Origin of the sequence: Glycomyces salinus, assembly GCF_016428645.1 — a bacterium.
Lineage (GTDB): Bacteria > Actinomycetota > Actinomycetes > Mycobacteriales > Micromonosporaceae > Glycomyces > Glycomyces salinus.
On sequence record NZ_JAELXW010000077.1, the window covers coordinates 21,108 to 34,082 of the forward strand.

Sequence of the window (12,975 nt, forward strand, 5' to 3'; positions counted from 1 at the left end):
GGCGGGGCCGTCACTCGTCTTCTGTGGCCTCTTCCTCTGCGGTCTGCTCGTCCTGGTCGCCGTCGTCCTCGTCGGCGTCCTCGCCGCCCTCGTCGGGGTCGGAGCCGAAGGGGGACAGGCAGTAGATCGCCTCGGGGCTGTCGGCGTCGCCGACGGTGAGGGTCTCGCGGCCGGCGTCGGCGCACTCCTGGCCGTCGTCGACCTCGGAGACGATCTCGAAGTCCTCGCCCTCGACCGCGTCGGCGCAGTCGATGGCCTCGGCGGTGTCGCCTGCGGTCTGGGAGACGCAGCCGCCGGTCTCGAAGCCCGGAGGCTGGAGCAGGAAGTAGGCTCCCGCGGCGGCGCCGCCGAGGAGGATCACGACCCCGATGATGATCGTCGGGACCAGCCACTTGCGGCCGGACTTCTGCTGCTCGGGCGGGTACTGGCCGCCCATCGCGCCCGGAGGCATCTGCCCGGGCGGGACCGAGCCGGGCGGCATCTGGTTCGGGTCGTACCCGGCGCCGGGCTGGCCCGGCTGCGTGTACTGGCCGGGCTGACCGTACTGGCCCGGCTGGGAGCCCGGCGGCATCTGCCCGGGCTGCTGCATCGCCTGCTCGGGATGGGGCTGCTGCGGGCCGTAACCGGGCGGGCCGACCGGCGGCGGCTCGCTCTGCGGGGACTGCGCGCCGATGATGAGCCGCTGGGTGTCGTCGGACTGCGGCCCGGACGGAGGCTGCTGCGGGCCGCCCGCCGACGGCATCTGCGGCGGCTGGTTGGCCGGGGGCAGGACGCCGCCGAGCGGGTTCGGCGGCGGGGACGGCCAAGCCGAGTCGGGCGCCTGCGGCGGGCTCTGCTGCCGCCCGCCCTGCTGCTGCGACTGGTCGCCGGCCGGGGCCGGCTGGTTGAATCCGACGCTCTGGGCCGGAAGGACCTCGGTGCGCTCCTCTTCGACATCGCCGCCCTGAGGGGTCTCGGCGGCGGGGTCGGCGGCGGGCGGGCGGCCGGCGGTCGGGCGCAACAGGGCGGTGCCCTCGTCGTCGACCGGCGGCGCGGCCGGCGGGATCGGGGCCTCTTCGGCCGCGGAGCTGGGGATCACCTGGGTCGACTCGGCCTCGACCGGCGCGGGGGATTCGGCCTCCGGCGGGGTGGGCTCGGGGCCCGGAGTCGGCTCCGGCTCAGGGGCCGGACCCGGTTCGGGGCTCGGCTCGGGTTCTGGCGCGGGACTCGGCTCGGGGTCCGGGGTCGGCTCGGGCGCGGGGACCGGCTCGGGTTCGGGCTGGGGGATCACCGCGGACTCGGGTTCGGGTTCGGCCGGGGCCTCGGCCGCGGGGACCGGCCCGGACTCGTCGCTCGGCGCGGCGGTCCCTCCTTCGGCGGGCGCCGGAGACTCGCTCGCGGCCTCCTGCCGGGGCTCGGGAGCGGCCTCGGGTTCGCCGGCGGGGCGCTCGGGGGCCCCGTCCTCGGGGGTGTTGCCCTTCTCTGAAGCGTTACCTTGCTCGGAGGTCACGGCTGCTCCTCATCGCTGCTCTCGGTCCTGCGTCCGGGAACGCCAGACGAGGGACACGGTACAGCAGCAGGACACGGTCCCACTCGACAGGGTGAACTCGGCTTGGGCCACAACGGACCGTACCGGAAGAAGGCAACGAAAAAGGCCGGGCGCCAGCGGTAGCCCACCCCTCATGGCTACGCGGCGCCCGGCCGGTGTGAGAACCCCCTGGAGAGGGTCTCTACGGTGCGGGGACTCGGCGCTGTCGCCCGCACCATTGGGAGGAGAAAAGTCTGCGTCCTCAGCCGAACCGAGGCTCTCGTCGCGGCCGGCGCTCCACTCCCGGTCACCGCCCGACGACGCAACGAAACTTCGAAGCTATGTTTCCTCGTTGTTTCCTTGCCTCAATTACAACACCGAATACTGAGATCCGCCATCGATTCTCAGGTAAGTTGCGTCACGTCCATGCCAGGGCCGTTTCCCCTGGGGCAGCGAGGAATCTCCCCACGTCGGCCAGGAATCTCGACCCCAGTTCCCCGTCGATGAGGCGGTGGTCGAACGACAGTCCCAGAGTGGTCACCTGCCGCACGGCGAGCTCCCCCTCGTGGACCCACGGCTGCGGCCGCACCGCGCCGAACACCAGGATCGCCGACTCGCCCGGAGGCAGGATCGGCGTGCCGGTGTCGACGCCGAAGACGCCGACGTTGGTGATCGAGAACGTGCCGCCGGTCATCTCCGACGGCTGGGTCCGGCCGCCGCGGGCGGTGGCGGTCAGGTCGCCGATGGCCCCGGCCAGCTCGACCAGGCTCAGGTTCTGGGCGGCCTTGATGTTCGGCACCATCAGCCCGCGCGGCGTGGCCGCGGCGATGCCGAGGTTCACGTCGCGCTTGACGACGATCTCCCCGGCCGCCTCGTCCCAGGAGGCGTTCATCATCGGGTGGCGGCCGCAGGCCAGCAGCGCGGCCTTGGCCACCAGCAGCAGCGGGCTGACCTTGACCCCGGCGAACTCCTCGCGGCCCTTGAGTTCGGCGACCGTGTCCATCATGCCGGTGACGTCGCAGGTGAGGAACACCGTCGCGTGCGGGGCGGTGAAGGCCGAGGCGACCATGTTCTGCGCGGTGGCCTTGCGGACGCCCTTGATCGGAATGCGCTCCTCGCCTCCGGCGCGCGCGGCCGGGCCGGCCGCCTCCGCGGGGGCGAGTCCCTGCGATGCCGAAGCGGCCGCCTCGACGTCGGCGCGGGAGACCGTCCCGTTCGGGCCGGTCGGAACGACCGCGGCCAGGTCGACGCCGAGGTCCTTGGCGAGCTTGCGGACCGGCGGCTTGGCCAACGCGGGCCCCTTCGGCGGGGCCGGAGTGGGCGCGGCCGGGACCGCCGGAGCGGCCGGGGAGGTCGGCGCCGGTGGCGCGGGCGGCGAGATCGGCTCGGCCGGCGGCGTCACCGGCTCGGCGATCGGCGCGCTCGCCGGCGGGGTAGCGGTGGTCTCGCGTTTGCGTTTGCGCCGCTTGGAGGAGGTCTCCCTGGCGCCGTAGCCGACCAGGTTCGGCGTCCGCTCGCCTTCCTTCGCGGACCCGGACCCGCCCTCGACGGCCGCGCCCTCGATCTCGAAGGTCGCCAGCGGCGCGCCGACGTCGAGGGTGTCCCCGGCCGAGGCGTGCCGCTCGGCCAAGACGCCGGTGTAGGGGCTGGGCACCTCGACCAGGGCCTTGGCGGTCTCGACCTCCACGAACGGCTGGTTGAGTTTGACCTGGTCGCCCGGCTCCACGAGCCAGCCGGCCACCTCGCCCTCGGTGAGTCCCTCGCCCAGGTCGGGCAGGTTGAACGTGATCTTCTGTCCCATGTCCCGGCTCCTCAGTGCTCAAGGGACCGGTCGACGGCGTCGAGCACCCGGTCCAGGTTCGGAAGATAGTCGTCTTCGAGGCGGCTCGCCGGATAAGGGACGTCATAGCCGGCCACCCGCAGCACCGGGGCCTCCAGGGAGTAGAAGCACTCCTCCGACAGCGAGGCGGCGATCTCGGCGCCCATGCCGAGCGTGCGCGGTGCCTCGTGGACGACCACGGCCCGGCCGGTCTTGCGCAGCGAGGCCCGCAGCGGCTCCCAGTCGATCGGGGAGAGCGAGCGCAGGTCGATCACCTCGAGGTCGTGGCCCTCCTCGACGCCGGCCTCGGCCGAGGCCAACGCGACGTCGACGGTCGGCCCGTAGGCGATCAGGGTCGCCGTCGACCCGGGGCGCACCACGGCCGCCTGGTGCAGGCCCAGCGCGGCCCGTTCGGTGTCGACCTCGCCCTTGGCCTGGTAGCGGCGCTTGGGTTCGAGGAAGACAACCGGGTCGTCCCCGGCGGCGGCCTGCTGGATCATCCAGTGGGCGTCGTTCGGGTTCGAGCAGGTGACGACCTTGAGCCCGGCGGTGTGCACGAAGTACGACTCGGGCGACTCGGAGTGATGCTCGACCGCGCCGATGCCGCCGCCGAAGGGGATGCGGACGACCACCGGCAGGGAGATCAGCCCGCCGGAGCGGTTGCGGAACTTCGCCAGCTGGGATACGAGCTGGTCGAACGCCGGGTATACGAAGCCGTCGAACTGGATCTCGCAGATGGGCCGGTAGCCGCGCATGGCCAGGCCGATCGCGGTGCCGATGATGCCGGACTCGGCCAGGGGGGTGTCGATGACGCGCTCGGACCCGAAGTCCTTCTGCAGGGCGTCGGTGACGCGGAAGACGCCGCCGAGGAGGCCGACGTCCTCGCCCATGATCAGGGCTTTCTCGTTCTCTTCGAGGATGCGGCGGAGGCCGGAGTTGAGGGCCTTCACCATGGTCATCGTCGCCATCAGGCTTCACTCCCCTCGTCGAGCGACGCCTGGAAGGCGACCGCTTCGGCCCGCTCCGCCCGGAGCTCGGCGGGCAGGTCGGCGTACACGGAATCGAACATGTCGGCGATCTCGGGCTCGGGCAGGTTCATCACCCGGTCGCGCAGGTCGAGGACGTGCCGCTCGGCCTCGGCGTCGACCGAGGCGAAGAACTCCTCGTCGGCCAGGCCGGACTCGGTCAGCCACGACCGGTAGCGGACGATCGGGTCCCTGGCCCGCCAGTAGTCCAGTTCGGCCTCGTCGCGGTAGCGGGTGGCGTCGTCGGAGGTGGTGTGAGGCTGCATGCGGTACGTGTAGGCCTCGATGAGGCTGGGGCCCTCGCCGGCGCGGGCGCGGTCGGCCGCCGAGCGGGTGACCGCGTAGCAGGCCAGGACGTCGTTGCCGTCGACCCGGATGCCCGGCAGGCCGAAGCCCTCGGCGCGCTGGTGGGGCGGGACACGGAACTGGCGCGCGTTGGTCTCGGAGATGGCGTACTGGTTGTTCTGGCAGAAGAACACCAGCGGGGCGTTGAACACGCCCGCCCAGATCAGGGCCTCGTTGAAGTCGCCTTCGGCGGTGGCGCCGTCGCCGTGGTAGACGACCACGGCCTCGCCGTCCTCGCCGACGGATCCGTCCTTGGCCACGCCCATGGCGTATCCGGCGGCGTGGAGGGTCTGGGAGGCGATGACGATCGAGTAGATCCCGAAGCGGTCGGCCTCGGTGTCGCGGCCGCCGAGGTCGACGCCGCGGAACAGGGAGAAGGCCGAGATGATGTCGAGGCCGCGCACCCATTGGACGCCGAGTTCCCGATAGGACGGGAAGACGGTGTCCTTCTCGCGGAGCGCGCGACCGGAACCGGCCTGAGCGGCCTCCTGGCCGAGCAGGCTGGGCCACAGTCCCAGCTGGCCCTGGCGTTGCAAGGCGGTGCCCTGGGCGTCGAGTTCTCGGATGACGACGAGGTCGCGGTAGAGACCGCGGTACTCCTCGTCGGTGAGGGACAGCTCGTAGCCGGGGTGGTCGACCCTCTTGCCCTCTGGAGTCAGCAGTTGCACGAACTCTGGTTCGTTCGTCGAGGCCGGCTTCCGACGGTTCTTGGCCGTCTTCTTGGCGGGGCGCGGTCGGTCAACTGAGCCCATGGTTGCCTCCTTATTGATATTCCGGTGATCCAAGCATCTCAAAGCCGTGGCGCGGCCGCCTCCGCAGTCGCCACCCCACTACTATTCGTAGGCTGACGATCGCGGCGAGTGTCCGCTCGGTCGGGACTGACGACATCATCGGTCCTGAACGGGCGTTTCGTCGCACGGGGGTGGCCGGAAGGAGCGCGGTGGCAGGCCGCAGGAGTTTCGATCGGGCGAGCCGGTGGCCTTGGGGGGTCTGGTTCGCGCTGGTCGGCGTGAGCGCGGGGACGGTGGCGTCGTTCGCGTTGGTCGGGTGGGTCTTCGTGTCCGCCTCCGGGCCGGGCGAGGCGACCGGGGCCGCGGGTGCCACGGGTTGGGCCGAGGAGACGGTGGTCCTGGAGGCCACGCCCGAGGCCTGGTCGGTGCCCAGGCCCGAGCCGTCGGCCGATCGGCCCCAGATGACCGGGCCCGCGGCCGAGCTGGACCCCGGTCCGGCCCGGGAGTCCTCGCCGGAGCCGGATCCCGAACCGGAGGCCGAGGCGGTCCGACCGGAGGAGTCGGACGGCTCCGAGGACGACCCGCGACTGGTGCCGCTGCCGCCCGTGCCGTCGCTGGAGGAGCGGCAGGAGTGCGAACGCCCTGACCGCCCCGACGGTCCCGCCAGCCCGGACATTCCCGAACCATCGCCTTCAGACACGTATTCGAGTCCCGTTCCCAGTCTCGAACACGAGGATGGAACGTCGCCTCGCCCGAAGGGGTGAGCGCGCGAATCGGCCGCTCGCGGCCGTAACTTGCATACGCGTTTTTCAGTTACAGGTTCAGAGCACGTCGCAGAGTAACGAACGCAACGGATACCTGTGGGGTACAAGCAAATGGACCTTTTCTCCCGCACCATGCTCGCCTCCTCGGCCGAGGCCGGCCTGACTACGACCGACCTCGGCCGCCACGTCCCGCTGCTGCGGCGCAACGTCCGGCCCGGCGACCGGGTGACGCTGCTGAGCGGCTGCCTCGGCTCCGACGGACGCGCCGGCGGCGACTGCATTCTCATGCTCACCGCCGAGCGGATCACCGTGACCCGGCAGTCGCGCATGCTCGGACGCATCCGGCTGTGCCTGGACGCCCCGCTGCGGGCGGTCGAGCACCTGCGGTGGTCGGCCGACCCGAACGGCCCGGGGGTCGAGCTGGGCTTCACCGTCTCGGAGACTCCGGGCGCGGTCGGGGCGCGGCGGTGGCACTTCTGGCTGCCGGCCTCGCACGCCAAACGGGTGTGGCGGATCGACGCGGTGCTGGCGCGCGAGTTCCGGCGGCCCGGGGCGACCGACCATCACGTCCTCGGTTCACTGGCCATGCCGCGCGGCACGGCGTCGGCACGGTCCGACTTCGAGGAGACGCTGACGGCCGTATTAGGGCCGGAGCTCGGCGGTGCAGCACTTGACTGAGCCGCCGCCCTTCTTGAGCTCGGAGAGGTCGACCGGGACCGGTTCGTAGCCGGCCGCGCTGAGCTTGGCGGCCATCCCTCTCGCCTCGGCGTTGACCACGACGCGGGCGCCGTCGGAGACGAAGTTGAGGCCGAAGGCGGCCGCGTCTTCGGCCCCGGCGAGGATCGCGTCGGGGAACAGGCGCTGGAGGAGCCTGCGGCTGCCGGGGGCGAACGCCTCGGGGTAGTAGGCGATGTTGTGGTCGTCCAGGGGCGCCAGCGCGGTGTCGAGGTGGTAGTAGCGCGGGTCGGTCAGGCGCAGGGATACGACTTGGCGGCCGAAGACGTCGGCGGCCTCGGCGTGGGCCCGCGCGTCGGTGCGGAAGCCCCAGCCGGCGAGGATCAGGCCCGGTCCGGGCAGGTAGGTGAAGTCGCCTTCGCCCTCGTTGGTGTGCTCGGGCTTGACGTGGGCGCGGCCGGCGGCCCGGTACCACTTCTCGTGCGAGTCGGCCTCGGGCCGGCGCTCGGGGTGGCGGAAGCGCGCGCCGTAGGCGATGCCGTCGACGACGAAGGCGCCGTTGGCGGCGTAGACCATGTCGGGCAGGCCGGGCTCGGGCTCGATGTAGAGGACCTCGTGGCCGAGGTCGGTGTAGGTGGCCGCCAGGGCCTCCCACTGGGAGCAGGCGCGGGCGGCGTCGACGGGGGCGGTGGTGTCCATCCAAGGGTTGATGGCGTACTCGACCGCGTAGTAGGCGGGGCGGCACATGAGATAGGTGCGGCGACCGGGAGCCCGGGTCGCGGGCGCCTGGTCGGGGGCAGAGCGGTGATTCTCCATGGCCGAGAGTGTATGCAGGCGCCGCCCCGAACGGCTCGGCACGGCCGCCGCGACACCGCGGATGTGAGCTATTTCTCTCGCTTGAGCAGGTACATGCAAGTTATTACTTGCCTACCATGGGGGTGTGGCTGACGACGTCTTCAAAGCACTGGCCGACCCGACGCGGCGCGCGATCCTCGACGAATTGCGCGAGCGGGACGGGCAGACCCTGTTCGAGTTGTGCGGTCGACTCGCGATGCGGCACGGCTCGAGCGCTTCTCGGCAGGCGATCTCGCAGCACCTGGCGGTGCTGGAGGCGGCCGGGCTGGTGCGGACGAGGCGGGAGGGCCGCTACAAGTTCCACGATTTCGACCCTGCCCCGCTGGAGCACCTGCTAGACCGGTGGCTGGGCGACGATGGCGACGACGGTTCGGCCGTCGCGCCGGACGGGAGAGACTGATGAAGATCGTTGTGACCAACGTGTTCGTCGATGACCAGGCGGCGGCGCTGGAGTTCTATACCGAGAAGCTGGGTTTCGAGGTGAGCGCGGACGTCCCGGTGGGCGAGGACCGGTGGCTGACCGTGCGCTCGCCGGAGCAGCCGGGCGGGCCGGACCTGCTGCTGGAGCCTTCGGGGCATCCTGCGGTGGGCCCGTACAAGCGGGCCCTGGTGGCCGACGGTATTCCGGACTTGTCGCTGGCCGTCGACGACGTGCGGGGCGAATACGAGCGCTTGACGGGTCTTGGTGTGAAGTTCACTCAGGAGCCCACGGAGATGGGTCCGGTGACGACCGCGGTTCTGGACGACACCTGCGGCAATCTGATCCAACTCGCTCAACACCACGAGGCTGCGGCCGCTTAGCGCGGATCGAGCGCGAGCCGAGCGCGAGTGACCGCTCGGCGGCCTGGACTCTGGCGGCGGTCCTGATCCGGCGAGGACCGCTTCGCGGGTTTCGGATCCGGGACCTTCTCCGGGGCCCTCCCCTCCCCGTGCCCACCCACCCGCCGACCACCACCATTTCGAGAGCGGGCTCGCGCCCGCGCGGGGATCCGGGGCGGGCGCTGGGCCCGCTCACCTCCTCGACCCGCGAAGTCGACTCTTGCCGCCGGCCTCGGCCGGCTCGGTATGCGGGGCCGCGGCGGTCGGCCAGTGCCGCCGCGGCCCGGTTGAGATTCGGCCCTGCCGCTAGAGCGCGGTGACCGGGCCTGCCCGGGAGGACGCTCGCGCCGGGCCGAACAGGTCTCCTATGCCGGCCGGGTCGGTCGTCACTCGGACCGTGACCTCCAATTCGTTCACTTCGCAGCTCTCCATCTCGGCCCGGTTCTCCGCCACCAGTTCCGCTGCGGCGGAGCACGCCTCGCCGGGTCCTAGGAGGACCTTCGCCGCTCCGGCCAGCGCCGCCGCGTCGGCCGCTCCCTGGGCCTGATGGCGCGCGGCTCCCGCCTGGCCCACGGCGGCGAAGCCAGCCGCCAGGACCACCGTCGCCGCCAGCACACCGACCGCCAGGACCGTCGCCGAGCCCCGTTCCCGGTTATCGATTCCGAGCCGGCTCCAACGTCGGCCGTCCGGCATGATCGATCCGGCATCCCGGTCAGGGGCCCGAACCGAGCCGGGATCTCGGTGTAGATCGCGAGCCGAGCCCGCATCTCGGCGGGCGTTGCGAGCCGAGCCGGGATCTCGGTCGCAGTCCCCAACCGATCCTGGGACGCGGCGGTGATCGCTCGGGGCCGGTCCCGGCTCCTGGGAGGCAGTCCGGTTCCCGCGATCTCGGTCGGCCCTGCGGGCCCGGGATCGATGTCGATCGTCGTTTCCCGTCCGGGCTCTGTCTCGATCGGTGCGCTCGGTCGGGCCCCGGACGCGCCCTGCGGTTTCGGGCCGGCTCCGAGCGCGTCGGTCTGCTGCCGCCGGAGGCCGGTATGCGGGTCTCGGCACGGTGCTCATCCGGTGACTCCCGACTCCAGCACCGCCGTCGCCACGGCTCCCACCTCTACCTGCGGGGCCAGCGGGCCCAGCGGTCGCGACGGGGCCACGACCGTGGCCCGAACCAGGTCGCCCTCGATCGACACGGTCACCGACGCCCCGTCCGGCAGATACGGATCGGCCACCTCCTGGGCGTCCTCGCCCCTGGCCGCGGCGATCGCGGCGCTGTTCGCAGCGTCCACAGCCCGGACCTTCATTCCTACGGTCCCGACCGCCCACACCGCCAGCGCCAGGACCGCCACGACCGCCGGGAGCCCGGCCGCCAGCTCGGCGGTCACAAAGCCGCTCTCCCGGCCGGTCCTGCGGTGGGACCCGCCGCGCGGTCCGGGCCTTCGGTGGCGGGGTCGTCGCCGGAGTCGTTCGCGGACCGTCATGAGAGTGCGCGTTCGATCAGGCCGGACAGGGCGTTCTGGACCGTGCCGGAGGTCAGCACCTTGAGCAGGACGCCGGCGAAGGCAACGGCCGCGAGGGTGCCGACCGCATATTCGGCGGTCGACATGCCGCTCTCGCCGCGCATCTTCGAGGCGAACTTGCCGCCCCAGCTCGGTTTGGTCACTCCTTTCATCCGGCCCCGGCTCCACTCGTCCTCGCGGGGTCGGGGGCTCGGGCGCCTGCGCGGTCGCGGCCCCGTGCCCGCGCACTGCGTGGGTTCGGTGCGTTCTCTCTCTTCTTCGGCCGTCTTCCCGGCCGTACCGCACGGGCCCGAGGGCCCCTCGCAGACGGTCGGGCGCCTGCTTGCGCCGCAGCGGTCCTTGAACGGGCAGTTCGCGCGGCGGCTTCCGGGGTTCTCGGCGGTCGGGCTGGTCTTGGTCTGGATGGTCATCGCTTCGGTCTTCCCTTCTCGGTTCCTGTCTCGGGCTCCCGGTTTGAATTCCTGGTCGGAGTTCTCAGTTGGAGTTCCTGTCGTGGGTCCGGTGGTCGTTCTCGCGGTGGTTCCCGCCGGGGCCTGGGTGCTCGCTGCTTCAGTGGGCGGCCATCACGGTGTCGGCGACGATGCCGAACACCACTGGGCCGATCCCGGCGACCACGAAGGCGGGCAGGAAGCACGCGCACAGCGGCCCGACCATGGCCACCGCCGCTGTCCCCACCTTCTCCTCGATGCGGCTGCGGTGCTCTTCGCGCAGTGACGCGGCCAGTTGCTCCAGGCCACCGGCGATCGCCGCGCCGCTGGCCGAGGAGCGGTCCAGCTGCCTCGCCAGGCGGTCGGCTCCCGGTAGGAGGCCGAGTTCCGGTGCCGATTCGGCTGCGGTGGCACCGAGGTTGACGGCCTGGGCGAAGCGGGTCAGCCGGTCGCCGATCGCGCCGCCGTCGGCGGCGGCCACTGCGAACGCCGCTTGTGGGAACGGCGCCCCGGCTCGCATCCCGGCGGCCAGCAGGTCGAGCGTCCATGTCCATTGAGGAGCCAAGCGTTCGGCCGTGCGCCGCTCGGCCCGGTCCGGGTCGGTTTGCAGGAGCCTTCGGCTCAGCCACCAGGCGCCGACACCGGCGGCCGCTCCGGCCGGGCCGCCTACGGCCAGGGCCGCGGCGAGTCCGACCAGGACCGGTAGGAGTCGTCTGAACCATGCGGGGTTGATCTTCATGCCACCTCCGATGCGATCGATGCGGTAAGCGCTCTGGTCCAGGCGATTCCGGCGGCCTGGAGCGCCATCGCGGCCGCCAGGCAGGCGATTCCCGGGCCGGTGGCCAGGAGGAACCCGATCGCCTCGACCCCGAGTGCCTCGCCGAGGGCGATCCCGCCGACGGGAAGCACCGTCAGCAGGGTCGCGGTCGCGCGGATCGAGGCGGTCTGGGCGCGGGTGCGGGCGGCGGCTCGTTCGTCTTCGCGGAGGTGCTCGGCGAGCCTGCGGCACAGTTCGGCGGTCGGCGCGCCCAGTGCCGCCGCGACCCTCCAGGCCGCGGTCAGACGGCGGGTGGTCGCGGTGGCCTCCGGCGGCCAGTCGGCTTCCACGGCCGCCGCGGCCCGGTCGGGGTCGGTGCCCGCGGCCAAGTCCGCGGCGAGGGCGGCGACCGCGTCGGCCGCGCGGCGGGCGGCTTCACCGAGTCGCTTGCGGCGCAGGGCCGAACGCCATGCGGTCATGGCGGCGCAGGTGTAGGCGGCCGCGGTGAGCGCGGCCACGGCCGCCGCGAGCGGGCCGAGGCCGCGGACGAGTCCGGCCGCCGCCAGGGCCGCAATCACGGTCGCCGAGACGACGGCGGCCGCGGGGTGGTCGGTGAGCAGTGAGGTGAAGGTGCGGTTCATCGTCGTTCCTCCGCGGATACCCCTGCCTTCAGGTGGGGATGAAAACGGACTTCTGCGGAGAGTGGAAGCAACGCAAGGACCTCGCGTTCTTGAACGAGGTATCCTCGGTGCCGCTCCAGCAGGCCCTGCGGCACCTCCAGAAAGGCTTCGCGGGATTCTTCGAGGGCCGCACCGCCTATCCGTGCTTCAAAAGGAAACGAGTGCTGGCCGGTTCGGCCGAGTACACCAAGTCCGCGTTCACCTTCCGGTCCGGCGAGTTGAAGCTCGCCAAGCAGGACGCGCCGCTGAAGATCAAGTGGTCGCGGGCCCTGCCGCACGGCACGGTGCCTTCGACGGTGACCGTCTCGCGGGACGCTGCGGGCCGTTGGTTCGTCTCGCTCCTGGTCGAAGAGGACATTCCCGCGCATCCGGAAAGGTCCGAGGCGGTCGGTGTCGACGCGGGCATCACGAGCCTGTTCACGCTTTCGACCGGTGAACGGGTCACCAACCCGCGGCATGAACGGCGCGATCGGGAGAAGATCAGACGGCGACAGCGGGAGCTGTCGCGCAAGCGGAAAGGCTCTGCTAACTATCGCAAGGCCCAGGTTCGTCTGGCTCGCGCGCACGCGCGGATCTCGGATCGACGGCATGACTTCCTGCACAAACTCACGACTCGGCTGGTTCGCGAAAACCAAGTGATCGCGGTCGAGGATCTGGGCGTGCGCGGGATGCTGTCGAACCGCGCCCTCGCCCGCGCGATAGCCGACGCCTCCTGGGCCACGTTCCGGCGGATGCTGGAGTACAAGGCTCAGTGGCACGGGCGGGACCTGATCACGGTCGACCGGTTCCTGCCCTCGTCCAAGACCTGCTCGGCCTGCGGAACGATGCGGCATACGATGCCGCTGGGCGAGCGCACCTTCACGTGCGCCACCTGCGGGCACACTGAGTGCCGTGACGTCAATGCGGCGAAGAACATTCTGGCGGCCGGGCTGGCCGTTGCAGCCTGCGGAGACGGTGTAGGACCCAAACGCTCCTAGCGTGCGGGCGACTGTCGTTGAAACAGGAATCACCTCCCAGTGATGGGTGGAACCCCTCCCGAAACGGAGGGGAGAAAGT

The 12,975-nt window shown here is 71.7% G+C and carries 15 protein-coding genes; 5 read left to right on the forward strand and 10 right to left on the reverse strand.

Annotation, left to right across the window (positions count from 1 at the left end; all coding sequences use genetic code 11):
* Positions 1-10 precede the first annotated feature (10 nt).
* The 4 genes from JFB92_RS18695 to pdhA all read right to left on the reverse strand — a co-directional run bounded on the left by JFB92_RS18695 (position 11) and on the right by pdhA (position 5,448).
* Positions 11-1,489: a hypothetical protein gene (locus JFB92_RS18695; RefSeq protein ID WP_199042337.1), complete on the reverse strand. Its 1,479-nt coding sequence runs from the start codon at positions 1,487-1,489 to the stop codon at positions 11-13.
* A gap of 436 nt (positions 1,490-1,925) precedes the next feature.
* A complete protein-coding gene (locus JFB92_RS18700; protein ID WP_199042338.1) occupies positions 1,926-3,308 on the reverse strand; it encodes a dihydrolipoamide acetyltransferase family protein in 1,383 nt (460 codons plus the stop codon).
* Between the two features lie 11 nt (positions 3,309-3,319).
* On the reverse strand, positions 3,320-4,294 hold the full coding sequence (locus JFB92_RS18705) for an alpha-ketoacid dehydrogenase subunit beta (RefSeq protein WP_199042339.1): 975 nt from the start codon (positions 4,292-4,294) through the stop codon (positions 3,320-3,322).
* Complete coding sequence (pdhA, locus tag JFB92_RS18710) at positions 4,294-5,448, reverse strand: pyruvate dehydrogenase (acetyl-transferring) E1 component subunit alpha (RefSeq protein WP_233163496.1); 1,155 nt, start codon at positions 5,446-5,448, stop codon at positions 4,294-4,296. The genes JFB92_RS18705 and pdhA overlap by 1 nt, the downstream gene beginning before the upstream one ends.
* Before the next feature lie 188 nt (positions 5,449-5,636).
* On the opposite strand from pdhA, the gene JFB92_RS18715 reads away from it, so the two are divergent.
* Positions 5,637-6,191 (forward strand): hypothetical protein, encoded by a 555-nt coding sequence (locus JFB92_RS18715; protein ID WP_199042340.1) that lies wholly within the window; start codon positions 5,637-5,639, stop codon positions 6,189-6,191.
* A 111-nt stretch (positions 6,192-6,302) separates the two neighbouring features.
* Positions 6,303-6,869 (forward strand): hypothetical protein, encoded by a 567-nt coding sequence (locus tag JFB92_RS18720; RefSeq protein WP_199042341.1) that lies wholly within the window; start codon positions 6,303-6,305, stop codon positions 6,867-6,869.
* Here the strand turns inward: JFB92_RS18720 and ddaH are convergent.
* On the reverse strand, positions 6,834-7,682 hold the full coding sequence (gene ddaH, locus JFB92_RS18725; RefSeq protein WP_199042343.1) for a dimethylargininase: 849 nt from the start codon (positions 7,680-7,682) through the stop codon (positions 6,834-6,836). The genes JFB92_RS18720 and ddaH overlap by 36 nt on opposite strands.
* Positions 7,683-7,806: 124 nt before the next feature.
* Here ddaH and JFB92_RS18730 point away from each other — a divergent pair, with 124 nt between their 5' ends.
* Both JFB92_RS18730 and JFB92_RS18735 read left to right on the forward strand, forming a co-directional pair.
* Complete coding sequence (locus tag JFB92_RS18730) at positions 7,807-8,121, forward strand: ArsR/SmtB family transcription factor (RefSeq protein WP_199042345.1); 315 nt, start codon at positions 7,807-7,809, stop codon at positions 8,119-8,121.
* Complete coding sequence (locus JFB92_RS18735; protein WP_199042347.1) at positions 8,121-8,522, forward strand: VOC family protein; 402 nt, start codon at positions 8,121-8,123, stop codon at positions 8,520-8,522. Before JFB92_RS18730 ends, JFB92_RS18735 begins: the two co-directional genes overlap by 1 nt.
* Before the next feature lie 324 nt (positions 8,523-8,846).
* Here JFB92_RS18735 and JFB92_RS18740 read toward each other — a convergent pair whose 3' ends face one another.
* The 5 genes from JFB92_RS18740 to JFB92_RS18760 all read right to left on the reverse strand — a co-directional run bounded on the left by JFB92_RS18740 (position 8,847) and on the right by JFB92_RS18760 (position 11,880).
* The gene (locus tag JFB92_RS18740; RefSeq protein WP_199042349.1) at positions 8,847-9,233 is read right to left on the reverse strand and encodes an Rv3654c family TadE-like protein; all 387 of its coding nucleotides are present in this window, start codon (positions 9,231-9,233) and stop codon (positions 8,847-8,849) included.
* Between the two features lie 365 nt (positions 9,234-9,598).
* Positions 9,599-9,919, reverse strand: coding sequence for a TadE family type IV pilus minor pilin (locus JFB92_RS18745; protein WP_199042351.1), 321 nt, complete (start codon positions 9,917-9,919; stop codon positions 9,599-9,601).
* Between the two features lie 92 nt (positions 9,920-10,011).
* Positions 10,012-10,158 (reverse strand): DUF4244 domain-containing protein, encoded by a 147-nt coding sequence (locus JFB92_RS27030; protein WP_199042373.1) that lies wholly within the window; start codon positions 10,156-10,158, stop codon positions 10,012-10,014.
* A gap of 445 nt (positions 10,159-10,603) precedes the next feature.
* Positions 10,604-11,221: a type II secretion system F family protein gene (locus JFB92_RS18755; RefSeq protein ID WP_199042353.1), complete on the reverse strand. Its 618-nt coding sequence runs from the start codon at positions 11,219-11,221 to the stop codon at positions 10,604-10,606.
* The gene (locus JFB92_RS18760) at positions 11,218-11,880 is read right to left on the reverse strand and encodes a type II secretion system F family protein (RefSeq protein ID WP_199042361.1); all 663 of its coding nucleotides are present in this window, start codon (positions 11,878-11,880) and stop codon (positions 11,218-11,220) included. Before JFB92_RS18760 ends, JFB92_RS18755 begins: the two co-directional genes overlap by 4 nt.
* A 38-nt stretch (positions 11,881-11,918) precedes the next feature.
* On the opposite strand from JFB92_RS18760, the gene JFB92_RS18765 reads away from it, so the two are divergent.
* Positions 11,919-12,896, forward strand: a complete 978-nt coding sequence (locus JFB92_RS18765) for an RNA-guided endonuclease InsQ/TnpB family protein (protein ID WP_199042363.1) — start codon at positions 11,919-11,921, stop codon at positions 12,894-12,896.
* Positions 12,897-12,975 lie beyond the last annotated feature (79 nt).

Excerpts from the sequence above, each read along its gene's own strand:
- JFB92_RS18700 (WP_199042338.1), bottom strand. The coding sequence starts at position 3,308 with ATGGGACAGAAGATCACGTTCAACCTGCCCGACCTGGGCGAGGGACTC.
- JFB92_RS18705 (WP_199042339.1), bottom strand. The coding sequence starts at position 4,294 with ATGGCGACGATGACCATGGTGAAGGCCCTCAACTCCGGCCTCCGCCGC.
- pdhA (WP_233163496.1), bottom strand. The coding sequence starts at position 5,448 with ATGGGCTCAGTTGACCGACCGCGCCCCGCCAAGAAGACGGCCAAGAAC.
- JFB92_RS18720 (WP_199042341.1), top strand. The coding sequence starts at position 6,303 with ATGGACCTTTTCTCCCGCACCATGCTCGCCTCCTCGGCCGAGGCCGGC.
- ddaH (WP_199042343.1), bottom strand. The coding sequence starts at position 7,682 with ATGGAGAATCACCGCTCTGCCCCCGACCAGGCGCCCGCGACCCGGGCT.
- JFB92_RS18735 (WP_199042347.1), top strand. The coding sequence starts at position 8,121 with ATGAAGATCGTTGTGACCAACGTGTTCGTCGATGACCAGGCGGCGGCG.
- JFB92_RS18740 (WP_199042349.1), bottom strand. The coding sequence starts at position 9,233 with ATGCCGGACGGCCGACGTTGGAGCCGGCTCGGAATCGATAACCGGGAA.
- JFB92_RS27030 (WP_199042373.1), bottom strand. The coding sequence starts at position 10,158 with ATGCGCGGCGAGAGCGGCATGTCGACCGCCGAATATGCGGTCGGCACC.
- JFB92_RS18755 (WP_199042353.1), bottom strand. The coding sequence starts at position 11,221 with ATGAAGATCAACCCCGCATGGTTCAGACGACTCCTACCGGTCCTGGTC.
- JFB92_RS18760 (WP_199042361.1), bottom strand. The coding sequence starts at position 11,880 with ATGAACCGCACCTTCACCTCACTGCTCACCGACCACCCCGCGGCCGCC.
- JFB92_RS18765 (WP_199042363.1), top strand. The coding sequence starts at position 11,919 with ATGAAAACGGACTTCTGCGGAGAGTGGAAGCAACGCAAGGACCTCGCG.